The organism is Microbacterium sp. NPDC077644 (genome assembly GCF_040702785.1).
Taxonomy (GTDB): domain Bacteria; phylum Actinomycetota; class Actinomycetes; order Actinomycetales; family Microbacteriaceae; genus Microbacterium.
The window spans coordinates 20,061-40,846 of record NZ_JBFBME010000003.1 but is presented as its reverse complement, the minus strand read 5'-3'; the positions used below and the strand labels follow the sequence as shown (position 1 = coordinate 40,846).

23 protein-coding genes are annotated in these 20,786 nt (G+C 68.5%); 20 read left to right on the top strand and 3 right to left on the bottom strand.

Annotated elements, in window-relative coordinates:
• Positions 1–32 precede the first annotated feature (32 nt).
• The 4 genes from prfB to smpB all read left to right on the top strand — a co-directional run bounded on the left by prfB (position 33) and on the right by smpB (position 3,639).
• Positions 33–1,145, top strand: coding sequence for a peptide chain release factor 2 (gene prfB / locus AB0269_RS12190; protein WP_175987411.1), 1,113 nt, complete (start codon positions 33–35; stop codon positions 1,143–1,145).
• 69 nt (positions 1,146–1,214) lie between these two features.
• Complete coding sequence (gene ftsE / locus AB0269_RS12185; RefSeq protein WP_366211546.1) at positions 1,215–2,189, top strand: cell division ATP-binding protein FtsE; 975 nt, start codon at positions 1,215–1,217, stop codon at positions 2,187–2,189.
• Positions 2,186–3,103, top strand: a complete 918-nt coding sequence (gene ftsX, locus AB0269_RS12180) for a permease-like cell division protein FtsX (protein ID WP_366211545.1) — start codon at positions 2,186–2,188, stop codon at positions 3,101–3,103. Before ftsE ends, ftsX begins: the two co-directional genes overlap by 4 nt.
• A gap of 59 nt (positions 3,104–3,162) precedes the next feature.
• Positions 3,163–3,639, top strand: coding sequence for an SsrA-binding protein SmpB (gene smpB / locus AB0269_RS12175; protein WP_175987416.1), 477 nt, complete (start codon positions 3,163–3,165; stop codon positions 3,637–3,639).
• A gap of 1 nt (position 3,640) precedes the next feature.
• Here smpB and AB0269_RS12170 read toward each other — a convergent pair whose 3' ends face one another.
• On the bottom strand, positions 3,641–5,512 hold the full coding sequence (locus AB0269_RS12170) for a prolyl oligopeptidase family serine peptidase (protein ID WP_366211544.1): 1,872 nt from the start codon (positions 5,510–5,512) through the stop codon (positions 3,641–3,643).
• A 114-nt stretch (positions 5,513–5,626) separates the two neighbouring features.
• Entirely contained in the window at positions 5,627–6,313 is a 687-nt protein-coding gene (gene lexA, locus AB0269_RS12165) for a transcriptional repressor LexA (RefSeq protein ID WP_366211543.1), read from the bottom strand.
• Between the two features lie 263 nt (positions 6,314–6,576).
• On the opposite strand from lexA, the gene AB0269_RS12160 reads away from it, so the two are divergent.
• From AB0269_RS12160 to AB0269_RS12135, 6 genes are all read left to right on the top strand, one after another.
• Positions 6,577–6,939 (top strand): LysM peptidoglycan-binding domain-containing protein, encoded by a 363-nt coding sequence (locus tag AB0269_RS12160; RefSeq protein ID WP_366211542.1) that lies wholly within the window; start codon positions 6,577–6,579, stop codon positions 6,937–6,939.
• A 22-nt stretch (positions 6,940–6,961) separates the two neighbouring features.
• Positions 6,962–8,047 carry a histidinol-phosphate transaminase gene (locus AB0269_RS12155; RefSeq protein ID WP_366211541.1) on the top strand — a complete coding sequence of 362 codons (1,086 nt, stop codon included), beginning with the start codon at positions 6,962–6,964 and terminating at the stop codon, positions 8,045–8,047.
• Positions 8,044–8,649 (top strand): imidazoleglycerol-phosphate dehydratase HisB, encoded by a 606-nt coding sequence (gene hisB / locus AB0269_RS12150; RefSeq protein ID WP_366211540.1) that lies wholly within the window; start codon positions 8,044–8,046, stop codon positions 8,647–8,649. The genes AB0269_RS12155 and hisB overlap by 4 nt, the downstream gene beginning before the upstream one ends.
• The gene (hisH, locus tag AB0269_RS12145) at positions 8,646–9,278 is read left to right on the top strand and encodes an imidazole glycerol phosphate synthase subunit HisH (RefSeq protein WP_366211539.1); all 633 of its coding nucleotides are present in this window, start codon (positions 8,646–8,648) and stop codon (positions 9,276–9,278) included. Before hisB ends, hisH begins: the two co-directional genes overlap by 4 nt.
• Positions 9,279–9,362: 84 nt before the next feature.
• Positions 9,363–10,109 (top strand): bifunctional 1-(5-phosphoribosyl)-5-((5-phosphoribosylamino)methylideneamino)imidazole-4-carboxamide isomerase/phosphoribosylanthranilate isomerase PriA, encoded by a 747-nt coding sequence (priA, locus tag AB0269_RS12140; RefSeq protein ID WP_366211538.1) that lies wholly within the window; start codon positions 9,363–9,365, stop codon positions 10,107–10,109.
• Positions 10,093–10,881 (top strand): SseB family protein, encoded by a 789-nt coding sequence (locus AB0269_RS12135; RefSeq protein WP_366211537.1) that lies wholly within the window; start codon positions 10,093–10,095, stop codon positions 10,879–10,881. The genes priA and AB0269_RS12135 overlap by 17 nt, the downstream gene beginning before the upstream one ends.
• Positions 10,882–10,888: 7 nt before the next feature.
• Here AB0269_RS12135 and AB0269_RS12130 read toward each other — a convergent pair whose 3' ends face one another.
• Positions 10,889–11,281: a DUF1844 domain-containing protein gene (locus tag AB0269_RS12130; RefSeq protein WP_366211536.1), complete on the bottom strand. Its 393-nt coding sequence runs from the start codon at positions 11,279–11,281 to the stop codon at positions 10,889–10,891.
• 147 nt (positions 11,282–11,428) lie between these two features.
• On the opposite strand from AB0269_RS12130, the gene infC reads away from it, so the two are divergent.
• The 10 genes from infC to pheT all read left to right on the top strand — a co-directional run bounded on the left by infC (position 11,429) and on the right by pheT (position 20,740).
• Positions 11,429–12,148 (top strand): translation initiation factor IF-3, encoded by a 720-nt coding sequence (infC, locus tag AB0269_RS12125; RefSeq protein WP_366211535.1) that lies wholly within the window; start codon positions 11,429–11,431, stop codon positions 12,146–12,148.
• Between the two features lie 68 nt (positions 12,149–12,216).
• Complete coding sequence (rpmI, locus tag AB0269_RS12120) at positions 12,217–12,414, top strand: 50S ribosomal protein L35 (protein ID WP_230103876.1); 198 nt, start codon at positions 12,217–12,219, stop codon at positions 12,412–12,414.
• A 30-nt stretch (positions 12,415–12,444) separates the two neighbouring features.
• On the top strand, positions 12,445–12,831 hold the full coding sequence (gene rplT / locus AB0269_RS12115) for a 50S ribosomal protein L20 (RefSeq protein WP_366211534.1): 387 nt from the start codon (positions 12,445–12,447) through the stop codon (positions 12,829–12,831).
• Between the two features lie 82 nt (positions 12,832–12,913).
• Positions 12,914–13,726: an RNA methyltransferase gene (locus AB0269_RS12110; RefSeq protein ID WP_366211533.1), complete on the top strand. Its 813-nt coding sequence runs from the start codon at positions 12,914–12,916 to the stop codon at positions 13,724–13,726.
• An 81-nt stretch (positions 13,727–13,807) separates the two neighbouring features.
• Positions 13,808–14,557: an amino acid ABC transporter ATP-binding protein gene (locus tag AB0269_RS12105; RefSeq protein WP_366211532.1), complete on the top strand. Its 750-nt coding sequence runs from the start codon at positions 13,808–13,810 to the stop codon at positions 14,555–14,557.
• Positions 14,558–14,607: 50 nt separating this feature from the next.
• Positions 14,608–15,510: a glutamate ABC transporter substrate-binding protein gene (locus tag AB0269_RS12100; RefSeq protein WP_366211531.1), complete on the top strand. Its 903-nt coding sequence runs from the start codon at positions 14,608–14,610 to the stop codon at positions 15,508–15,510.
• 66 nt (positions 15,511–15,576) lie between these two features.
• Positions 15,577–16,233 (top strand): amino acid ABC transporter permease, encoded by a 657-nt coding sequence (locus AB0269_RS12095; RefSeq protein WP_366211530.1) that lies wholly within the window; start codon positions 15,577–15,579, stop codon positions 16,231–16,233.
• Positions 16,230–17,156 (top strand): amino acid ABC transporter permease, encoded by a 927-nt coding sequence (locus AB0269_RS12090; protein ID WP_366211529.1) that lies wholly within the window; start codon positions 16,230–16,232, stop codon positions 17,154–17,156. Before AB0269_RS12095 ends, AB0269_RS12090 begins: the two co-directional genes overlap by 4 nt.
• 42 nt (positions 17,157–17,198) lie before the next feature.
• Positions 17,199–18,239, top strand: a complete 1,041-nt coding sequence (gene pheS, locus AB0269_RS12085) for a phenylalanine--tRNA ligase subunit alpha (protein ID WP_366211528.1) — start codon at positions 17,199–17,201, stop codon at positions 18,237–18,239.
• Positions 18,239–20,740 carry a phenylalanine--tRNA ligase subunit beta gene (gene pheT, locus AB0269_RS12080; protein ID WP_366211526.1) on the top strand — a complete coding sequence of 834 codons (2,502 nt, stop codon included), beginning with the start codon at positions 18,239–18,241 and terminating at the stop codon, positions 20,738–20,740. The genes pheS and pheT overlap by 1 nt, the downstream gene beginning before the upstream one ends.
• Positions 20,741–20,786 lie beyond the last annotated feature (46 nt).

Below are 20,786 nucleotides of genomic sequence, written 5' to 3'. Positions count from 1 at the left end.
CGCACGGCTCCGGCACGGTAGGCTGAAGCGTCATGCTCGAACTCGATCTCTCCGCCGAAATCCAGGCGCTCAGGCACACATACGGCGACATCAGCGAGGTCGTCGACATCACCAGGCTCCAGGCCGACATCGCGCGGCTGAGCGAGGAGGCCGGCGCTCCGGACCTCTGGGACGACCCCGAGAAGGCCCAGAAGGTCACCAGCGCGCTCAGCCACAAGCAGGCCGACCTCAAGCGCGTGAGCGAGATCGGGCAGCGTCTCGACGACCTCGAGGTGCTCGTCGATCTCGCCAACGAGATGGAGGACGAGGACTCCGCCGCCGAGGCGCGTGCCGAGCTCGCCGCCCTCACCGACGTCATGAACCAGCTCGAGGTGCAGACGCTGCTGGACGGCGAGTACGACGAGCGCAGCGCCATCGTCACCATCCGCTCCGGCGCCGGCGGCGACGACGCCACCGACTTCGCCGAGATGCTCATGCGCATGTACCTGCGCTGGGCGGAGAAACACGGCTACCCCGTGAAGGTCATGGACACCTCCTACGCCGAGGGCGCGGGCATCAAGTCGACGACGTTCGAGGTCGAGGCCCCGTATGCGTTCGGCACTCTCTCGGTCGAAGCGGGCACGCACCGCCTGGCCCGCATCAGCCCGTTCGGCTCGGCCGACAAACGCCAGACCAGCTTCGCCGCGGTCGAGGTCATCCCGCTGATGGAAGAGGCGACCGAGGTCGACATCCCCGAGAACGACATCCGGGTCGACGTCTTCCGCTCCTCGGGCCCCGGCGGCCAGTCGGTCAACACGACCGACTCCGCCGTGCGCATCACGCACCTGCCGACCGGCATCGTCGTGTCGATGCAGAACGAGAAGTCGCAGATCCAGAACCGTGCCGCCGCCATGCGCGTGCTCCAGACCCGCCTCCTGCTGCTGCAGAAGGAGGAGGAGGCCGCGAAGAAGAAGGAGCTCGCCGGCAACATCACGGCGAGCTGGGGCGATCAGATGCGCTCGTACTTCCTCTACGGCCAGCAGCTCGTGAAGGACCTGCGCACCGGGCACGAGTCCGGCAATCCGGCCGCGGTGTTCGACGGCGACCTGGATGACTTCATCTCGGCCGGCATCCGCTGGCGCAAGCGCCCGGACGACGACGACTGATCCGGCGCACCCGGGTGACCGGGTGTCGCTCGCGGTCACACGTGAACCCGCGCTTAGGCTCGTAGGGCCATGATTCGGTTCGAGAACGTCACCAAGCGCTACCGCGGTACGAAGAGACCGGCCCTCGCCGGGGTCGACTTCGAAGTCGAGCGGGGCGAGTTCGTCTTCCTCGTCGGAGCATCCGGGTCGGGCAAGTCGTCCTGTCTCCGCCTGATCCTCCGCGAGGACGTCCCCACCACCGGCCGCGTCGCCGTCCTCGGCCGCGACCTGCGGTCGCTGGCCAACCGGAAGGTCCCGTACTTCCGCCGTCACATCGGCTCGGTCTTCCAGGACTTCAGGCTCCTGTCGACCAAGACCGTCTTCCAGAACGTCGCCTTCACCCTGCAGGTCACCGGCTCCTCGCGCGGATTCGTGCAGCAGGCGGTTCCCGAGGCCCTGGCTCTGGTGGGGCTGGAGGGCAAGGAGAAGCGGATGCCGCACGAGCTCTCCGGCGGCGAGCAGCAGCGCGTGGCGATCGCGCGCGCCCTGGTCAACCGTCCGCAGGTGCTCCTGGCCGACGAGCCGACGGGCAACCTGGATCCTGCGACCTCGGTCGACATCATGCAGCTGCTGGCTCGCATCAACGCCGGCGGCACCACCGTCCTCATGGCCACCCACGAGGCAGCGTTCGTCGACCAGATGCAGCGCCGCGTGATCGAGCTGCGCGACGGCGAGATGGTGCGCGACGAGACGCACGGCGGCTACGGCGACCGGTCGATGATCCCGCAGCTGGTGCCGCAGGAGGAGCGCGGAGCCGCTGCCACCGCCGCCCTCACCGCCGTCCAGGAGGTCCAGCGCGAGACCGAGTCCCTCGAGCCCCTCACCGCCGAGATGATCGCCTCCATGAAGGCGGAGCGCGACGCCGCGGCCCAGGAGGCCGCGCCTGCGGCACCCCGGACGCATCCGATCGTGCTGCCCGAGGTCGATGTCGCCGAGCTCGGCGTCGCCGACCGGCTCGGTCTGTCAGCCGCGGACGATGACGACGAAGTGGGGCCGACCTCGTGAGAGTGGGACTGATCCTGATGGAGGCCCTCGGGGGCCTTCGTCGCAACATCTCGATGGTGATCTCCGTCGTGCTCGTCACGTTCGTGTCGCTGACGTTCGTGGGAGCTGCGATCCTCATGCAGGGCCAGATCAGCACGATGCGCGACTACTGGACCGAGCGCGCCCAGGTCGCCGTCTACATGTGCTCCTCCGTGTCGGACACGCAGGAGACCTGCATCGACGGCGAGGCGACGCAGGACCAGATCGAGCAGGTGCGCGCCGAGCTGGAGGGCCCGGCGCTGAACGCGCTGATCTCCGAGGTCCGCTTCGAGACGAAGGCCGAGGCCTACGCGAAGCTCGTCGATCAGCTCGGCGACGAGCAGGCCAGCGTCCTCACCGAGGACCAGATGTTCGACAGCTTCTGGATCACGCTCAAGGACCCGAGCCAGTCGCAGGTCATCGTCGAGGCGTTCAGCGGCGTGAACGGCGTCGAGGAGGTGCTGGACCAGCTGCAGTACCTCGATCCGCTCTTCTCCGCCCTGACGGTGGCGACGTACATCGCCGTCGGCATCGCCGTGCTCATGCTGATCGCCGCGGTGCTGCTCATCGCCACGACCATCCGACTGTCGGCCTACGCCAGACGCAAGGAGATCGGGATCATGCGCCTGGTCGGCGCATCCAACCGGTTCATCCAGACGCCGTTCGTGCTCGAAGGCGTGTTCGCCGCCTTCCTCGGTTCGGCGCTGGCGAGCGCTGCCATGATCGCCGGCATGCACTTCGGCGTCGAGGGATACCTCAAGGGACGCGTGCCCTTCATCACGACCTGGGTGAGCATGCAGGACGCCCTCGTCGTCGTCCCGATCCTCATCGTGATCGGCGTCGTGCTCGCCGCTCTGTCCGCCGGGTTCGCGATCCGTCGCTGGCTGCGCACCTGACATCGTCGCTGTTGTAGGGTTGAAGGCTGGCCGTACGACAGGATGCACAGGAGAGAACCATGCCAAGGGAACGCGGGGAGAAGGTCATCGCGACCAATCGCCGTGCCCGTCACGACTACACCATCGAGAAGTCGTACGAGGCAGGGCTCGTGCTCACGGGCACCGAAGTGAAGTCGCTGCGCCAGGGGCGCGCGAATCTGTCCGACGGATACGCGTACATCAAGGGCAATGAGATCTTCCTCGATGCCGTGCACATCCCGGAGTACTCGCAGGGGCACTGGACGAATCATTCGGCCAAGCGCATCCGCAAGCTCCTGATGCACCGCGAGGAGATCCAGAAGCTCGAGCACGCCGTCTCGGCCGGCGGCTACACCCTCGTGCCGTTGAAGCTGTACTTCCTCGACGGCCGCGCGAAGGTGGAGATCGCCCTTGCGAAGGGCAAGCGCGAGTACGACAAGCGTCAGACCCTGCGGGAGCGTCAGGACACCCGCGAGGCCGAGCGCGCCATGCGTCTGCGCAACCGCATGGGGGAGTAGCTCAGCCGGCGAATCCGAACGCCCGGCCGAGGAACGCCAGTTCGCGCTCGAGGGCGTCGACGATCGTCTCCGCGCGCCGGAAGCCGTGGCCCTCGCCGGGGTACAGCACGTACTCGTGCGGGATGCCGCGCGCAGCCAGGGCGTCGCGGATGGCCTCCGATTGCGAGGGCGGGACCACCAGGTCGTCCGCGCCCTGCAGCAGCAGGACCGGCACATCGATGCGGTCGGCGTGCGTGAGCGGTGAGCGATCGATGTAGATCTGCTCGCTCTCGGGCAGCGGGCCGACGAGCCCGTCGATGTAGTGCAGTTCGAAGTCGTGCGAGTCCTGTGCCAGCATCCGCAGGTCGGTGACCCCGTACCGGCTGATGCCCGCCGCGAACACGCCGCCGCGGACGAGGGCCGAGAGCACCGTCCATCCTCCTGCCGAACCGCCGCGGATCGCGAGGCGGGCGGGATCGGCGCGTCCGGATTCGGCGAGCCCGCGCGCCGCCGCGAGCACGTCGTCGACGTCGACCACACCCCACTGCCCGTCGAGGCGCTCGCGGTAGTCGCGGCCGTAGCCGGTCGATCCGCCGTAGTTCACGTCGAGCACGCCGATGCCGCGACTCGTGTAGAACGCGATGGCGGCGGATGCCGCGCCGGCGACGTGCGCTGTCGGGCCGCCGTGCACGAAGACGATGTAGGGCGGCAGCTGGTCGTCGGGCGCGGACACCAGCGGGTTCGCGGGTGCGTAGTCGAACGCGTGCACGGGGCCGTGAGCGCCGTCGATCGTGAGCTGCGTCGCGGGCGGCATCCAGTCGGTGTCCGTCGCGCACCCGCCGCGAACGCGAGTCACCTCACCGGAATCGACGTCCACGCACCACAGGCCGGCGTTCACGGCGGATCCTCCTCCCGAGAGCAGCACGCGCGAGCCGGCGACGTCGTCGACGCTCACGTGCGCGGTGGCAGGAACATCGAGCGCGCGCGTGGTGCCGTCGCCGTCGATCACGACGACCTCGTCGGAGCCGTTCGTCCGGACCGCGACGATCCTCCCGTCCGCCAGTGGCCGATACCAGCGGTTTCCGAGCACCCACAACCCGTACCCGGTGTCGGCGTCGGCCGGCGCGATCGGCTCGGGGTCCGATGCCTGGATGCCGTCGAGGCGCAACCGGTGCAGCCCCCAGCGCCCTGACGGGTCGTCGGCGTACAGCAGGTCCGCGTCGCCGAGCCACTCGGGCTGGAGCGCCGCACGGGTGCGGATGCTCGCGAAGGAATCGTCGCCGACCGTCGCGACGCGGAGCCAGGCGTCCTGCCATGGCATCCGTCGCCCCGACCACTCGACCCAGGCGATGCGGGTGCCATCCGGCGAGAGCGCCGGATGCGCGAAGAACGCCGTCCCCTGGATGTGAACATGCACGGCCGAGCCGTCGTCCGCCGCCGATCCGTCGATCGGGATCTCCACGATCGCGCGACGGTGCGGATCCGCTGCGAGATCCTCGCGGATCGCCAGCAGGCGGCCGTTCTGCAGTCGCAACCCGCCATGGTTCGGTCCGCGGCCCTCCGCGCCGGCGGGCGTGAGGGGAGTCGGCTCCCCGCCGCGCGGCATCCGGTGCACCCGCTGGTCCCGGCCGTCGACGAAGTACAGCGTGCCGTCGGCATCCGCCGTCCATGCGCCGCCGCCGTACTCGTGCACGCGCGACCGGGCGCTCCACGGGGCAGGCAGGAGCTCCTCGCCGCTCGAACTGCGGACCGTGACGCGGCCGCCTTCGGCGGGAACCGACTCGCCCCACCAGATCTCATCTCCAACGAATCGAGCGCCGTCGATGCGCGGCGCGGATGCGGCGATGCTCGACGCGGTGAACGGCGACGGCCAGGTTCCGTACGGCTGAGGCATGACTCGAGCCTATGCGGCCCTGCCGACGTCGGCCGTCGAGAGCCGACAACGCAGAAACCGCCCTCCCGGATGCCGGGGAAGGGCGGTTTCTGCGTCGTCGAAGGATGCCGGGCGTCAGACCGCGCGGAGCACGGCCACGACCTTGCCGAGGACGACGGCGTCGTCGCCGAGGATCGGCTCGAACGAGCTGTTGCGAGGGAGCAGCCAGGTGTGGCCGTCGCGCTGACGGAAGGTCTTGACCGTCGCCTCGCCGTCGAGCATCGCCGCGACGATCTCGCCGTTCTCAGCCGTGTTCTGGGTGCGGACGACCACCCAGTCGCCGTCGCAGATCGCGGCGTCGATCATCGATTCCCCGGAGACCTTGAGCATGAACAGCTCGCCCTTGCCGACGAGCTGGCGGGGGAGCGGGAAGATCTCCTCGACCTGCTGCTCTGCCGTGATCGGGACGCCCGCCGCGATCTGTCCGACCAGCGGCACCATGGCGGCATCGCCGACGGGCGTGCTGGCGTCGGCCGGGTTCTCGCCGCTCGCGCCAGGCAGGTCGATGAGCACCTCCATGGCGCGGGTCTTGCCCGGGTCGCGGCGCAGGTACCCGCTCAGCTCGAGCTGACCGAGCTGGTGCGTGACGCTCGAGAGCGACTTGAGGCCGACCGCGTCGCCGATCTCGCGCATGCTCGGCGGATAGCCGTGCCGTGCGATCGAGGTCTGGATGACCTCGAGGATCGCCATCTGCTTGGGGCTCAGACTCTTGCGGCGACGCGTGCGCGGAGCCTCGGCGTCGGTGGCGGCGGTGTCGCTCATGGGTGCTCCTTCGTGCGCGGTTCCGGGGCTGCTCTTCGAATGTCGGTGGCCCGTGGTGGGGTGTCGTTATCGAAACCGTATCCGAGAAAAGCCGCGATTCGGAAGATCTGTTCGAGCGTGTCGCCGGTTTCCCGCACGAGGTTTCGAAGAAGTCTTGACAGATGTTCGAATTCGAAGATACATTCGGTACGTAGCTTCGCATTCATCGCTCCCGGCCGAGCGGTGAATGCGAACGCTACGCCACAGAGGCAGAGGAGAATCCCATGAGCACCATCAGCATCGCCGCCCCGGCAGTCCGCATCGTCCGTCCGTCGACGCGACTGCGACTGACCGTGCGCGGTCGCCGCGTGCTGCTGGGCCTCGCCGCACTCCCGCTCGCCGCCGGCATCGCCTTCGCGGCTCTCGGCGGCGGTGCCGCTGTCGCCTCCGGCGAGTCCGTGCCCACGGCGAGCTTCGAGACGGTCACGGTCATGCCCGGTGACACGCTGTGGTCGATCGCCGAGTCCGTGGCGCCGAACGCCGACCCGCGCTCGGTCATCCACCAGATCGAGAGCCTCAACGCGCTGGGCGCCTCCTCCCTGCAGGTCGGGCAGGAGCTCGCCATCCCGTCCGAGTACGTCGACTGACCCCACCGTTAGCATGGGGAGTGTGACTGCTTCCCTCGGTGACTTGCCCCTCCGCGACGATCTTCGCGGACTCACACCCTACGGAGCGCCGCAGGCCCCGCTGCCCGTCGCGCTGAACGTGAACGAGAACACGCACCCCGTCCCCGACGAGGTCGCCAGCGACATCCTCGACGACATCGCGGTAGCGCTGCGCGAGGTGAACCGCTACCCCGATCGGGAGTTCACGTCACTGCGCGAGGCGTTCGCGGACTATCTCGGGCACGGACTCGAGCCCGGCCAGATCTGGGCGGGCAACGGATCGAACGAGGTCCTGCAGCACATCATGCAGGCCTTCGGAGGCCCTGGCCGCACGGTCTTCGGATTCGCGCCCACCTACTCGATGTACCCCTTGATCGCGCAGGGCACCGGCGCGCAGTGGGTCGCAGGGCAGCGCGAAGCCGACTACACGATCACGGCGGAAGAGGCCGCTGCGCAGGTGGAGCAGGCGGACCCCGACATCGTCATGCTCTGCTCGCCGAACAACCCCACCGGCACACCGCTCGGCCTCGACGTCGTCGAAGCGGTCTACGAGGCTGCGCGCGGCATCGTGGTCGTCGACGAGGCCTACCAGGAGTTCGCGCCTCGGGATGCATCGTCGGCGCTCACGCTCCTCGACGGACGCCCGCGGCTGGCCGTTTCGCGGACGATGAGCAAGGCCTTCGCGTTCGCGGGCGCGCGGGTCGGCTATCTCGCCGCAGACCCGGCGTTCATCGACGCCCTGCGTCTCGTCAGGCTTCCGTACCACCTGAGCGCCCTGACCCAGGCGGCGGCCGTCGCTGCCCTCCGCAACGCGGACACCATGCTCGGCATGGTCGACGAGATCGTGGAGCAGCGCGATCGGATCACCGCCACGCTCGAGGCGCTGGGGTATCAGCCGCACGAGTCGTGGTCGAACTTCGTGCTCTTCGGCGGCGTGGCCGATCCCCGCGCGACGTTCGAGGCTCTGTACGCCCGCGGCGTTCTCGTCCGCGACGTGGGCATCCCGCACCACCTGCGCGTGACAGCGGGGACCGAGGCCGAGACGACGGCGTTCCTCGACGCTCTGGCGTCGATAGACTCGGGCACATGAGCGCCTCCCGCACCGCGTCGCGTACCCGCAGCACGTCCGAGTCGACCGTCGAGCTCGAGTTGAACCTCGACGGCACAGGGCAGAGCCGCATCGACACGTCGGTGCCGTTCTTCGACCACATGCTGACGGCGTTCGCGAAGCACTCGCTCACAGACCTCACCGTCCGTGCCTCCGGCGACACTCACATCGACGCTCACCACACGGTCGAGGACGTGTCCATCGTCCTCGGTCAGGCGATCCTCGAGGCGCTCGGCGACAAGTCAGGCATCTCGCGATACGGCGACGCGCTCGTCCCGCTCGATGAGGCGCTCGCACAGGCGGTCGTCGACATCAGCGGCCGTCCGTACCTCGTGCACACCGGCGAGCCCGACGGCTTCGAGCACCACCTCATCGGCGGCCACTTCACGGGTTCGCTCGTGCGGCACGCGTTCGAGGCGATCTCGTTCAATGCCGGGCTCACCGTGCACGTCCGCGTGCTCGGCGGTCGTGACCCGCACCACATCGCCGAGGCCGAGTTCAAGGCCTTCGCCCGCGCCTTCCGGCAGGCCAAGGCGCTCGATCCCCTCGTCGACGGCATCCCCTCCACCAAGGGCGCGCTGTGACGCGCAGCGTCGTCGTCTACGACTACGGCTCCGGCAACGTCCACTCCGCGGTCAAGGCGCTCGCGGCCGCCGGTGCGGATGCCACACTGACGGGCGACCGCACCGCGGCGCTCGAAGCGGACGGGCTGCTCGTCCCCGGCGTCGGCGCATTCGCCGCTGTTCGCGCCGCGCTGCGCGAGCAGGGCGGGGACGAGGTCATCGAGCGGCGTCTGGCAGGCGGACGGCCGGTGCTCGGCGTCTGCGTGGGCATGCAGGTGCTGTTCGCGCACGGCGTCGAACGCGGGCAGGACGTCGAAGGTCTGGGCGAGTGGCCGGGCGCGGTCACGGAGCTCAACGCTCCGGTGCTTCCCCACATGGGCTGGAACACCGTGACCCCCGACGAGGGCAGCGTGCTGTTCCGCGGCATCGAGGAGGAGCGGTTCTACTTCGTGCACTCGTACGCCGCGCAGAAGTGGGAACTCGACGTCATTCCGCCGTTTCCGCAGCCGGCGCTCACCTGGACCACGTACGGCGAGCCCTTCCTCGCGGCGGTCGAGAACGGGCCTCTGTCGGCCACCCAGTTCCACCCCGAGAAGTCCGGCGAGGCGGGCATCCGCCTGCTGCGGAACTGGGTCGAGAGCCTTCCGTGACGTCGACGTTTTGATCACGGGATCGAGGCGGACTACTCTCGGACATCGTGCCGACGATCGGCACTGCACCCACCCGAGGATGACATGAACGACTTCGCGTCCACCCCCAAGCTCACCCTTCTGCCGGCCGTCGACGTCGCCGGCGGCAAGGCGGTCCGCCTGACACAGGGCGAGGCCGGGTCCGAGACCAGCTACGGCGACCCGCTGGATGCTGCGGGGGAGTGGGTCGACCAGGGCGCGGAGTGGATCCACCTCGTCGACCTCGACGCGGCCTTCGGACGCGGCAGCAACACCGCGATCCTCCGCAAGGTCATCAAGCAGCACCGCGACGTGAACGTCGAGCTCTCCGGCGGCATCCGCGACGACGCGAGCCTCGAGGCCGCTCTCGAGAGCGGCGCTGCGCGCATCAACCTCGGCACCGCCGCTCTGGAGAACCCGGAGTGGGCTGCGGACGTCATCAGCCGCTACGGCGAGGCGGTCGCGGTCGGTCTCGACGTGCGCGGCACGACGCTCGCCGCGCGCGGCTGGACGAAGGAGGGCGGTGACCTCTGGGAGGTGCTCGCCCGCCTCGAGGACGCCGGATGCAGCCGCTACGTCGTCACCGACGTGACCAAGGACGGCACCCTGCGGGGTCCGAACATCGAGCTTCTCCGCGAGATCACCTCGCGCACGCCGAAGCCCGTCGTCGCCTCCGGCGGCATCTCGAGCCTGGACGACATCGCCGCTCTCCGCGAGCTGGTTCCCCTGGGCGTCGAGGGTGCGATCGTCGGCAAGGCCCTGTACGCGGGAGCGTTCACGCTGGCTGAGGCACTGGATGTCGCCGGCGACTGACGACGCCTGCGACCACGGGAACGCCGGCGATTCGGCGGGCGTCCCGTGGGAGGGGCGCAGTTTCGAAGCGAACCCGCACGCAGCTGACGACGGCTCGGCCGATCCGGCCCTGCTCGACGCCCTGCTCCGCTTCCGCGCGGGAGCGGGCAGTCAGACCGAGGTCGTCGATGCGCTGCGTTCGGCCCGCGTCCTCATCCCGCTGATCGCGGAGAAGGGCGAGGAAGGCACCGCCCCCAGCGGCCTCGCCGTCGACAAGACGCAGGAGCTGTCGATCGTCACGGTCGCAGCCCCGGACGGGCGCAAGGTGCAGCCGGTGTTCTCGTCGGTGCAGGCGATGCAGACCTGGGATGCATCGGCACGTCCGATCCCGGTCGAGGCTGTGCGCGCGGCGCTGGCCGCATCAGCGGAGGACACCGACCTGATCGTTCTCGACCCCACGTCGGAGACGGAGTTCGTCGTCCGTCGCCCCGCGGTCTGGGCGATCGCGCAAGGGCACGCATGGGAGCCGAGCTTCCTCTCGCCCGAGGTGTTCACGGCGCTGCAGGAGAGCGTCGCGCACGAGCTCGCCGTCATCGACGTTGCCGTGGCACCAGGCGACCCGGACGCACGCCTGCGCGGACCCGAGCTCGTCGTGATCCTCGATCTCGTCGACGGGCTCGAGCGCGAGGTGCTCGATGTCGTGCTGGCCCGCCTGGCTCAGCGCTGGGCCGCGGACGACCGCATCGCGGTGCTGGCGGACTCGCTGACGGTGAAGCTCCGCCGCGCCGGTTGACCGGACCCTAGTTGACCGGTCCGGTCCACTTCTCGCCAGGACCCTTGCCGATCGGGTCGGGGATGGCGGATGCCTCGCGGAACGCGAGCTGCAGCGAACGCAGGCCGTCGCGCAGCGAGCGGGCGTGCATGTCGCTGATCTCCGGCGCCCCGGCGGTGATGAGGCCGGCGAGGGCGCTAATGAGCTTGCGCGCCTCGTCGAGATCGAGCTGAGCGTCAGGATCGTCGGCGAGGCCGAGCTTCACCGCCGCGGCGCTCATGAGGTGCACCGCCGTGGTCGTGATCACCTCGACGGCGGGGACGTCCGCGATGTCGCGGGTGGCCGACGATGCGGCCTCCTCCTGCTGCTCCCAGCGCTCATTGCGCTCGTCGTGACCGTGATCGTGGGCCGGAATCGTCACTTCGCCTTGCCTTCTGTTAGACTTTGGCGGGCTTCGGAGCGTCATGCTCCGGATCGAAAGAGGATTCACTTCCCACCCGCGCTTGCCGTTCCAGGCTACCGGGTCTTGCGCTCCGCCGGTTCACGCCGGTAGATCGGACGATGTCCGATGGTCAGGGTGCGAAGCCGACGTCTGAATGTCGGCGGGTGGGGCAGAGATTCCTCTCTCCCGGTTCACCGCACAAGCGATGCACCGGCCGAATCCCCATCGTCTAAGGAGTTCCGCATCAGCGATCCCCGCACCAATGAGCGCATCCGCGTCCCCGAGGTCCGCCTCGTCGGCCCCGCGGGTGAGCAGATCGGCGTCGTCGCCATCCAGGTCGCGCTCCGCCTCGCGCAGGAAGCCGACCTCGATCTCGTCGAGGTCGCCCCGAACTCGAAGCCGCCCGTGGTCAAGATCATGGACTACGGCAAGTTCAAGTACGAGGCTGCCCAGAAGGCGAAGGAAGCTCGCCGCAACCAGGCGAACACGATCCTCAAGGAAGTCCGCTTCCGTCTGAAGATCGAAGCTCACGACTACACGACCAAGCTCAAGCGCGCCGAGGGCTTCCTCAAGGCCGGAGACAAGGTCAAGGCCATGATCCTGTTCCGCGGCCGCGAGCAGTCGCGCCCCGAGCAGGGCGTGCGCCTGCTGCGCAAGTTCGCCGAGGATGTCGCCGAGTTTGGCACGGTCGAGTCCAACCCGACCATCGACGGACGCAACATGGTCATGGTCATCGCCCCGGTGAAGAACAAGTCCGAGGCGAAGGCAGAGCAGAACGCCGTGCGCGCTGCGAACAAGCAGGCCGCACGGTCTGCACGCACTGAGGACGCTCCGTCCGAGCAGTGACCCACAGACTCCCGCTCCACGCGGGTCGATAACGTCGCCTGAGAAGGCGCCACACGAAGGAAGAGAAGATGCCGAAGCAGAAGACCCACTCGGGTGCCAAGAAGCGCTTCAAGATCACCGGTAGCGGCAAGCTGAAGAAGCAGCAGGCCGGCATGCGCCACAACCTCGAGCACAAGTCGAGCCGTCGCACGCGCCGCCTCAACCAGGACCAGGTTCTGTCGCCCAACGACACCAAGGTCGCCAAGAAGCTTCTCGGCCGCGGCTGAGCACGAACGCACGAATAGGAATACACGAAAATGGCAAGAGTCAAGCGGGCGGTAAACGCCCACAAGAAGCGTCGCGTCATCCTCGAGCGCGCCTCCGGCTACCGCGGTCAGCGTTCGCGCCTGTACCGCAAGGCCAAGGAGCAGGTCATCCACTCCCTGGTCTACTCGTACCGTGACCGTCGCAAGCGCAAGGGCGACTTCCGTCGCCTCTGGATCCAGCGCATCAACGCCGCTGCCCGCCAGAACGGCATGACGTACAACCGCTTCATCCAGGGTCTCGGCCTCGCCGGCGTCCAGGTCGACCGTCGCATGCTCGCCGAGCTGGCCGTCAACGAGCCGGCCACGTTCGCGTCGCTCATCGAGACGGCCAAGAAGGCTCTGCCTTCGGACGTCAACGCGCCGAAGTCGGCTGCGTAAGCATCCTTCCGGAAACGGGCGCTCTCCTTCGGGGGAGCGCCCGTTTCCGCATTGCCGGCTCTGCACCTCCTAGACTGAAACCGTGCTGGAGAATCCCCGCTCCCCGCGTGTCAGAGCCGTCGCGAAGCTCACCAAGCGCAGTGCCCGGACCGACACCGGTCTGTTCCTCCTCGAGGGACCGCAGGCGGTGCGCGAGGCGCTGTCCTACCGCCCGGATGCCATCGTCGAGCTCTTCGCGACGCCGACGGGCTGGGAGAAGCATCCCGATCTGCGTGCGGCGGCGACCGCGCACGCGGTCAGCTTCGAGTTCGTCACCGAGTACGTCCTGAATGCCATGGCCGACACCGTGACCCCGCAGGGCGTGATCGCCGTGGCACGTCAGACGCCGACGTCCGTCCGCGACATCTTCGCGGCATCCCCTCGTCTCATCGCGATCTGCGAGGAGGTGCGCGATCCCGGCAACCTCGGCACGATCATCCGCGCCGCGGACGCGGCGGGGGCGGATGCCGTCATCCTGACGGGCCGCACGGTCGACCCCTACAACCCGAAGGTCGTCCGGTCCACGACCGGTTCGCTGTTCCACCTGCCGGTCTCGGTCGGCGGCGACCTCGACGATGTCGTCCGGCGGGCGCACGACGCCGGGATCACGGTGCTCGCGGCCGATGTGAAGGGCGAGGACCTGCTCCAGGCCCGAGCCGACGGCGTGCTCTCCGGACCCACGGCATGGCTGTTCGGGAACGAGGCGCACGGGCTCGACGAGCGCTCGCTCGAGCTCGCCGACCACGTTCTGAAGCTGCCGATCTTCGGCAGGGCCGAATCGCTGAACCTCGCCACGGCGGCGAGCGTCTGCCTGTACGAGAGCGCCTTCACGCAGCGCGCCGCCGAGATTCCGTGACCTGTTTCGACTCGGTTACAACTCGGTAACCCGCCGCGCGATGTGCTGGCCCCGGGGCTGGCGGACTCCTAATGTGGGGGCATGACCGAGACTGGCACCCCTCTTGTCGTCGTCGACAACGTTCAGAAGCACTACGGCGATTTCCAGGCGCTGACCGACATCGATCTCACCGTCAACAAGGGCGAGGTCGTCGTCGTGATCGGACCGTCGGGTTCGGGCAAGTCGACTCTGTGCCGCACGATCAACCGCCTCGAGACCATCACGAGCGGTGTGATCTCGATCGACGGCAAGGAACTGCCGGCCGAGGGCAAGGGCCTCGCGCAGCTGCGCGCCGATGTCGGCATGGTCTTCCAGTCCTTCAACCTGTTCGCCCACCTCACGATCCTCGAGAACGTGACGCTGGGGCCGATCAAGGTCCGCGGCATGAAGAAGGCGGATGCCGACAAGGAGGCGATGGCGCTCCTGGAGCGCGTCGGTGTCGCCCAGCAGGCGTCCAAGCTCCCCGCCCAGCTCTCCGGAGGTCAGCAGCAGCGTGTCGCGATCGCCCGCGCGCTGGCCATGCACCCCAAGGTCATGCTCTTCGACGAGCCCACGAGTGCGCTCGACCCCGAGATGATCAACGAGGTCCTCGACGTCATGGTGCAGCTGGCGAAGGAGGGCATGACGATGATCGTCGTCACGCACGAGATGGGCTTCGCGCGCAAGGCCGCCGACCGCGTGGTCTTCATGGCCGACGGTCAGATCGTCGAGGAGGCGAGCCCTGAGGAGTTCTTCACGAACCCGAAGAGCGATCGCGCCAAGGACTTCCTCTCGAAGCTCCTCACCCACTGACCTTCCCTCACATACAGCACCTGATCACACAGCACACGAAGGAGACGCACATGCGACGCACACGGACACTGGCAGGGATCGGCATCGCGGCGACCGCGCTGTTTGCCCTCACCGCCTGCAACAGCGGCAGCCCGACGACCCCCGGTGGCGACGGCGGCGACGGCGGAGACGCACCTGCGTACGAGGTCGCGACCGACGTCCAGCTCGAGGGCAGCCCGACGTTCGACGCGATGGTCGAGCGCGGCGGACCCATCATCGGTGTCAAGGAGGACCAGCCCAACCTCGGCTACCTCGACGCCACCACCGGTGAGCGCAGCGGCTTCGACATCGAGATCGCCCGCTGGATCGCGGCATCCCTCGGCTTCGAAGAAGGCGACATCTCCTACGAGCCGATCGCGTCCGCGAACCGCGAGCAGGCGCTCGTGAACGGCGACATCGACTACTACGTCGGCACGTACTCGATCACCGATTCCCGCAAGGAGCAGATCGACTTCGCAGGCCCCTACTTCGTCACCGGTCAGGGCTTCCTCGTCGCCGCCGACAGCGAGATGACCGAGGTCACGGATGTCTCGGACTTCAACGGCATGACCGTCTGCTCGGCGACAGGCTCGACGCCGATCTCCAACATCAAGGAGAACTACCCGGAGATCAACACTGAGGAGTACGACATCTACTCCCAGTGCGTCGAGGACCTGATCAGTGGCAAGGTCGACGCGGTCACCACCGACGCTGCGATCCTCATCGGCTATGCGGCGCAGAACCCCGACGAGTTGAAGGTGCTCGACGGCTTGTTCACGGAGGAGCGCTACGGCGTTGGCATCCCGAAGGGCGACACCGTGCTTCAGGACCACATCAACACGCTGTTCACCGACGGTGGCGACACCTGGCAGGCGATCTTCGACGCGACGCTCGGCCAGTCGGGCATCGAAGTCGAGCAGCCGGCCGTCGACTGACGATCGGATGAGTGCGGGGCGGCCCTCAGGCCGCCCCGCACCTGACAACTGAGAAGTGGAGGGCGCGTGGACGCCATCTTCGGCAACCTCGACCTGTGGGGTCAGGGCATCACCTACACACTGCTGGTGTTCTTCTTCGGCGGCATCATCGCGCTCGTCCTCGGTACGATCGTCGGCGCGATGCGCGTCTCGCCGGTCCCGGTCGCGCGCGCGGTCGGCACCGCTTACGTCACGCTCGTGCGCAACACCCCGCTGACGCTCGTCTTCTTCTTCTTCGTGTTCGGATACAGCGCCCTCGCGCTGCCCACCCTCTCGAACCTCGTCCTCGGCATCCTCGCGATCGGCGTCTATACGGCGACGTACGTCGCTGAGACGCTGCGCGCTGGGATCAACACCGTGCCGGTCGGCCAGGCCGAGGCGGCACGCGCGATCGGACTGCCGTTCGGGCAGGTGATGACGCAGGTGGTGCTGCCACAGGCCTTCCGATCGGTCGTGCCCCCGATGATGAGCGTGTTCATCGCCCTGCTGAAGAACACGACGGTTGCCGCAGGTTTCTCGATCGCCGTCCTTCCCCAGTTGCAGTCCACTATCTCCAATTCCCACACGCGCCCCGGCAACCCCTTGGAAGTCCTGCTCTGGGTCGCCGCCATCTTCGTCGCCCTGGTCATGCTGCTGACCTGGTTGCAGCGAACGCTTGAGAACCGGTGGAGGATCGCCCGATGAGCTCCGTCCTCTTCGACGTCCCCGGCCCTCGCGCCCGCCGTCGCAACATGATCCTCGCAATCGTGACGATCGCGGTCGTCGTCGCGGCCATCGCGTTCGTGCTCTGGCGGTTCTCGCTGACCAATCAATTCAGTGCGGCGAAGTGGAACGTCTTCACCTACACCCTGGTCTGGCAGACCATCGGCGAGATGCTCCTGAACACGCTGCGCGCTTTCGCTCTGGCCGCAGTGCTGAGTCTCGTGCTCGGGTTCGTGCTCGCGATCGGGCGCATGTCGGATCACGCCTGGGTGCGGGTGCCGGTGACCGTCGTCACAGAATTCTTCCGCGCGGTACCCGTGCTCGTGATGATGATGATCCTGTACTACGGTCTGCCCACGCTCGGGCTGAAGACCGACCCGTACTGGGCCGTCGTCGTCGCGCTGATGCTCTACAACGGCTCCGTCCTCGCCGAAGCGCTGCGCGCCGGTATCGAATCGCTGCCGCGTGGTCAGAAGGAGGCGGGGTACGCGATCGGCCTTCGCAAGAGCGGCGTCATGACGCTGATCCTGCTCCCGCAGGCTATCCGCGCGATGCTCCCCGTGATCGTGGCCCAGCTCGTGGTGACGATGAAGGACACCGCACTCGGCTTCATCATCACCTACCAGGAGCTGCTCTACTACGCGAAGCTGCTCAGCTCGCAGCAGGGGCGACCCGCCCTTCAGGCGGCGCTCGTCATCGGTGGCATCTACGTCATCATGTGTCTCATCCTCTCCGGCATCGCGAAGTGGGCCGAGATCAAGACCCGCCGTTCGCCGAAGATCAAGGCTCTCGCGGCCGACCAGGCGGCGGTCATGCACGAGGGAACGGACACCGAGCTCATCGCCGCGCAGACCGGTGCGGGCAAGTTCAATCAGGGCGGCGGAGGGATCGGCAGCGCTCACTGAGCGTCGAATGCCGGTGACGCCGCGCCGGTAGACTCTTGTCTTGTGTCTGACGCCCCTGAAATCACCCCAGAGGCGGTGGAATCCGCCGTCGCCGCAGCGCTCGAGGCCATCGGCGCCGCCGCCACCACAGCAGAGCTGAAGGCGGCCCGCGCCGCGCACGTCGCCGAAGGATCGCCGCTGGCCGTCCTCAACGCGTCGATGCGCCAGGTCGCACCCGAGCACAAGGCGACCTTCGGCAAGCTCGTCGGCCAGGGACGCGGTCGCGTCACCCAGGCGATGGCGGCCAAGGAGTCGGAGCTCGCCGAGGCCGAGCTCGCCGCCCGTCTCGAGGACGAGCGCGTCGACATCACCGCTGTCTCGTCGCGCACACGCATGGGCGCACGGCATCCGCTCATGCAGCTCCAGGACGACATCTCCGACGTCTTCGTCGGGATGGGCTGGGAGATCGCGGAGGGCCCCGAGCTCGAGCACGAGTGGTTCAACTTCGACGCGCTGAACTTCGACGTCGATCACCCCGCGCGCCAGATGCAGGACACCTTCTTCGTCGACCCGACCGCTCGCCACCTCGTCATGCGCACGCATACGAGCCCCGTGCAGGTGCGCTCGATGCTCGACCGCGAGGTGCCGATCTACGTGCTGTGCCCCGGGCGCGTGTACCGCACCGACGAGTTCGACGCCACGCACCTGCCCGTCTTCACGCAGGTCGAGGGCCTCGTCGTCGACAAGGGCATCACGATGGCGCACCTGAAAGGCACGCTCGATCACCTCGCGAAGCAGCTCTTCGGCGCCGAGGCGAAGACGCGTCTGCGCACCAACTTCTTCCCCTTCACCGAGCCGTCCGCCGAGTTCGACCTGTGGCACCCGACCTTCAAAGGCGGCGCGCGCTGGATCGAGTGGGGCGGCTGCGGCATGGTCAACCCCAACGTGCTGCGTGCCGCCGGGATCGACCCGGAGGTGTACAGCGGCTTCGCGTTCGGCATCGGGGTCGAGCGCGGGCTCATGTTCCGCAGCGACGTGCAGGACATGCGCGACATGGCCGAGGGCGATATCCGATTCAGCGAGCAGTTCGGGATGGTGGTGTGATGCGCGTCCCGCTTTCGTGGCTGCGTGAGTACGTCGATGTGGCGCCGGATGCCACGGCAGAGGACGTCTTCGCGGCGCTCGTGTCGGTCGGCTTCGAGGAGGAGGAGCTTCACGGCTTCGATATCTCCGGCCCTGTCGTCGTCGGGCAGGTGCTGTCGTTCGAGGCGGAGCCGCAGTCCAACGGCAAGACCATCCGCTGGTGCCAGGTCGACGTCGGCGAGGAGCACGGCGGCGTCCGCGGAATCGTGTGCGGCGCGTCGAATTTCGCCGTCGGCGACAAGATCGTCGCGACCCTGCCCGGCTCCGTGCTGCCAGGGCCCTTCCCGATCGCCGCGCGCAAGACCTACGGGCACGTCTCGGATGGCATGATCGCCTCCGCGCGCGAGCTCGGCCTCGGCGACGAGCACGACGGCATCCTCGTGCTGTCGACCCTCGGCATCGACGCTCCGGTCGGCACGGATGCCATCGCCCTTCTGGGCCTGGACGACGAGGCCGTCGAGATCAACGTGACGCCCGACCGCGGCTACGCGTTCTCGATCCGCGGCGTCGCCCGCGAATACGCACATGCGACCGGCGCGGACTTCCGCGACCCAGCCGAGCACGAGTGGGAGGGCGTCCAGCCCGGTGCCGGCTTCGCGCTCGCCGTGGACGCTGAGCCCCTGCGCGACAAGCCCGCCGTGCAGGAGTTCGTCGTGCGCGTCGTGCGCGACGTCGACCCGTCCCGTCCGACGCCGCCGTGGATGATCGCTCGGCTCTCGCTCGCCGGCATCCGCTCGCTCGGCATCCTCATCGACATCACGAACTACGTGATGCTCGAGATCGGCAACCCGATCCACGGCTACGACCTCGACAAGCTGTCCGGCGGCATCACAGTGCGCCGGGCCCAGGCGGGGGAGAAGCTGACGACGCTCGACGGGCAGGAGCGCAAGCTCCATGTCGAAGACCTCCTGATCACCGACGAGTCCGGCCCGATCGGCCTCGCCGGTGTCATGGGCGGCGGCACCACCGAGATGTCGGATGCCACCCGCAACGTGCTCATCGAGGCGGCGATCTTCGATCCGATCTCGATCGCGCGCACCGCCCGCAGGCACAAGCTTCCGAGCGAGGCGTCCAAGCGCTTCGAACGCGGTGTCGACCCGCTCGTTCCGTTCGTCGCGGCCCGACGCGTCGCCGACCTCATGGTCGATCTCGCCGGCGGACGCATCGACGAACTCGGCGGTGCGCTCTACTCGGAGTTCGAGATCGCCGGGATCGCCCTGCCCGACGGCTTCGTGTCGGGCCTCATCGGCGTCGACTACACCGAGGACGAGGTCACCGGCGCGCTCGAGACCATCGGCGCCGAGGTGACCGACACCGCGGACGGCTGGCAGGTCATTCCGCCGAGCTGGCGCCCCGACCTCACCGACAAATGGACCCTGGCCGAAGAGGTCGCCCGCATCCACGGGCTCGACCGCGTGCCCTCGATCCTGCCGACGCCGCCCGCCGGCCGCGGCCTCACCGCCGCGCAGCAGGGGCGCCGCCGAGTGGCGAACGCCCTCGCTGCCGCCGGGCTCGTCGAGACGCCGGCGTTCCCGTTCACGACCGAGGCGCAGAACGACCTCCACGGGTCGGCATCGGGGGAGAAGCTGCCGAGCGTGAAGCTCGCGAACCCGCTCGACGGGCAGGCGCCGTTCCTTCGTCGCTCGCTCATCCCCGGGCTGCTGCAGATCGCCCACCGCAACATCGCGCGCGGTCTCACGGACCTCGCGATCTTCGAGACCGGTTCGGTGTTCCTCCCGGAACCGGGCGTGACGTACGGCACCGACGACGTGCCGCCGCTGGGCCAGCGTCCGACGGACGAGAAGCTCGCCGAGCTGAACGCCTCCATCCCGCCGCAGCGTCGTCATGTCGCCGCACTCTTCACGGGCAACGTCACGGCGCGTCAGCCGGGCCGGGCCATCGAGTCGTACGGGCTGTCGGAGGCTTTGGATGCCGTCCGCGTGGTCGCGGTCGCCGCGGGCGTCGAGATCGACGTCGTGCAGGGACGGCGCGCCGCTCTCCACCCCGGCCGTGCAGGCGTCCTCAGCGTCGCCGGCTCCGAGGTCGGCTACGTCGGCGAACTGCACCCGAACGTCGCATCCGACGCCGATCTGCCCGGTCGTGCCGTGGTGCTCGAGCTCGATCTCGACGGCATCCTCTCGCTCGCGGGCGAGCGCGTCGTCGCGGCATCCCTGTCGACCTACACCGCGGCCACGCAGGACGTCTCGCTCGTCGTGCCCGTCGACGTGACCGCCGGTGAGCTGCGCGCTGCGCTCATCGAGGGCGCGGGCGACCTGCTCGAGTCCGTCCGTCTCGTCGACGACTACCGCGGGCAGGGTGTGGATGCAGGCCACAAGAGCCTGACGTTCGCTCTGCGGTTCCGGGCGCCCGACCGCACGCTCACCGCCGCCGAAGCGACGGAGGCGAAGCTCGCGGGCGTCGCCGTGGCGACGGAGCGCTTCGGCGCGAGCATCCGCGACTGATCGCGTGTCCCGTGCACGCACGGGATGACGACGGCGAGGATGGGGG

What these genes read in the sequence shown, in the direction of transcription:
- AB0269_RS12100 (WP_366211531.1), top strand. Translation starts at nt 14,608, where the DNA reads ATGCGACGCACACGGACACTGGCAGGGATCGGCATCGCGGCGACCGCG.
- priA (WP_366211538.1), top strand. Translation starts at nt 9,363, where the DNA reads ATGAACGACTTCGCGTCCACCCCCAAGCTCACCCTTCTGCCGGCCGTC.
- hisB (WP_366211540.1), top strand. Translation starts at nt 8,044, where the DNA reads ATGAGCGCCTCCCGCACCGCGTCGCGTACCCGCAGCACGTCCGAGTCG.
- infC (WP_366211535.1), top strand. Translation starts at nt 11,429, where the DNA reads ATGGTCAGGGTGCGAAGCCGACGTCTGAATGTCGGCGGGTGGGGCAGA.
- prfB (WP_175987411.1), top strand. Translation starts at nt 33, where the DNA reads ATGCTCGAACTCGATCTCTCCGCCGAAATCCAGGCGCTCAGGCACACA.
- ftsE (WP_366211546.1), top strand. Translation starts at nt 1,215, where the DNA reads ATGATTCGGTTCGAGAACGTCACCAAGCGCTACCGCGGTACGAAGAGA.
- pheT (WP_366211526.1), top strand. Translation starts at nt 18,239, where the DNA reads ATGCGCGTCCCGCTTTCGTGGCTGCGTGAGTACGTCGATGTGGCGCCG.
- AB0269_RS12170 (WP_366211544.1), bottom strand. Translation starts at nt 5,512, where the DNA reads ATGCCTCAGCCGTACGGAACCTGGCCGTCGCCGTTCACCGCGTCGAGC.
- rpmI (WP_230103876.1), top strand. Translation starts at nt 12,217, where the DNA reads ATGCCGAAGCAGAAGACCCACTCGGGTGCCAAGAAGCGCTTCAAGATC.
- AB0269_RS12105 (WP_366211532.1), top strand. Translation starts at nt 13,808, where the DNA reads ATGACCGAGACTGGCACCCCTCTTGTCGTCGTCGACAACGTTCAGAAG.
- AB0269_RS12160 (WP_366211542.1), top strand. Translation starts at nt 6,577, where the DNA reads ATGAGCACCATCAGCATCGCCGCCCCGGCAGTCCGCATCGTCCGTCCG.
- AB0269_RS12090 (WP_366211529.1), top strand. Translation starts at nt 16,230, where the DNA reads ATGAGCTCCGTCCTCTTCGACGTCCCCGGCCCTCGCGCCCGCCGTCGC.
- smpB (WP_175987416.1), top strand. Translation starts at nt 3,163, where the DNA reads ATGCCAAGGGAACGCGGGGAGAAGGTCATCGCGACCAATCGCCGTGCC.
- lexA (WP_366211543.1), bottom strand. Translation starts at nt 6,313, where the DNA reads ATGAGCGACACCGCCGCCACCGACGCCGAGGCTCCGCGCACGCGTCGC.
- AB0269_RS12135 (WP_366211537.1), top strand. Translation starts at nt 10,093, where the DNA reads ATGTCGCCGGCGACTGACGACGCCTGCGACCACGGGAACGCCGGCGAT.
- rplT (WP_366211534.1), top strand. Translation starts at nt 12,445, where the DNA reads ATGGCAAGAGTCAAGCGGGCGGTAAACGCCCACAAGAAGCGTCGCGTC.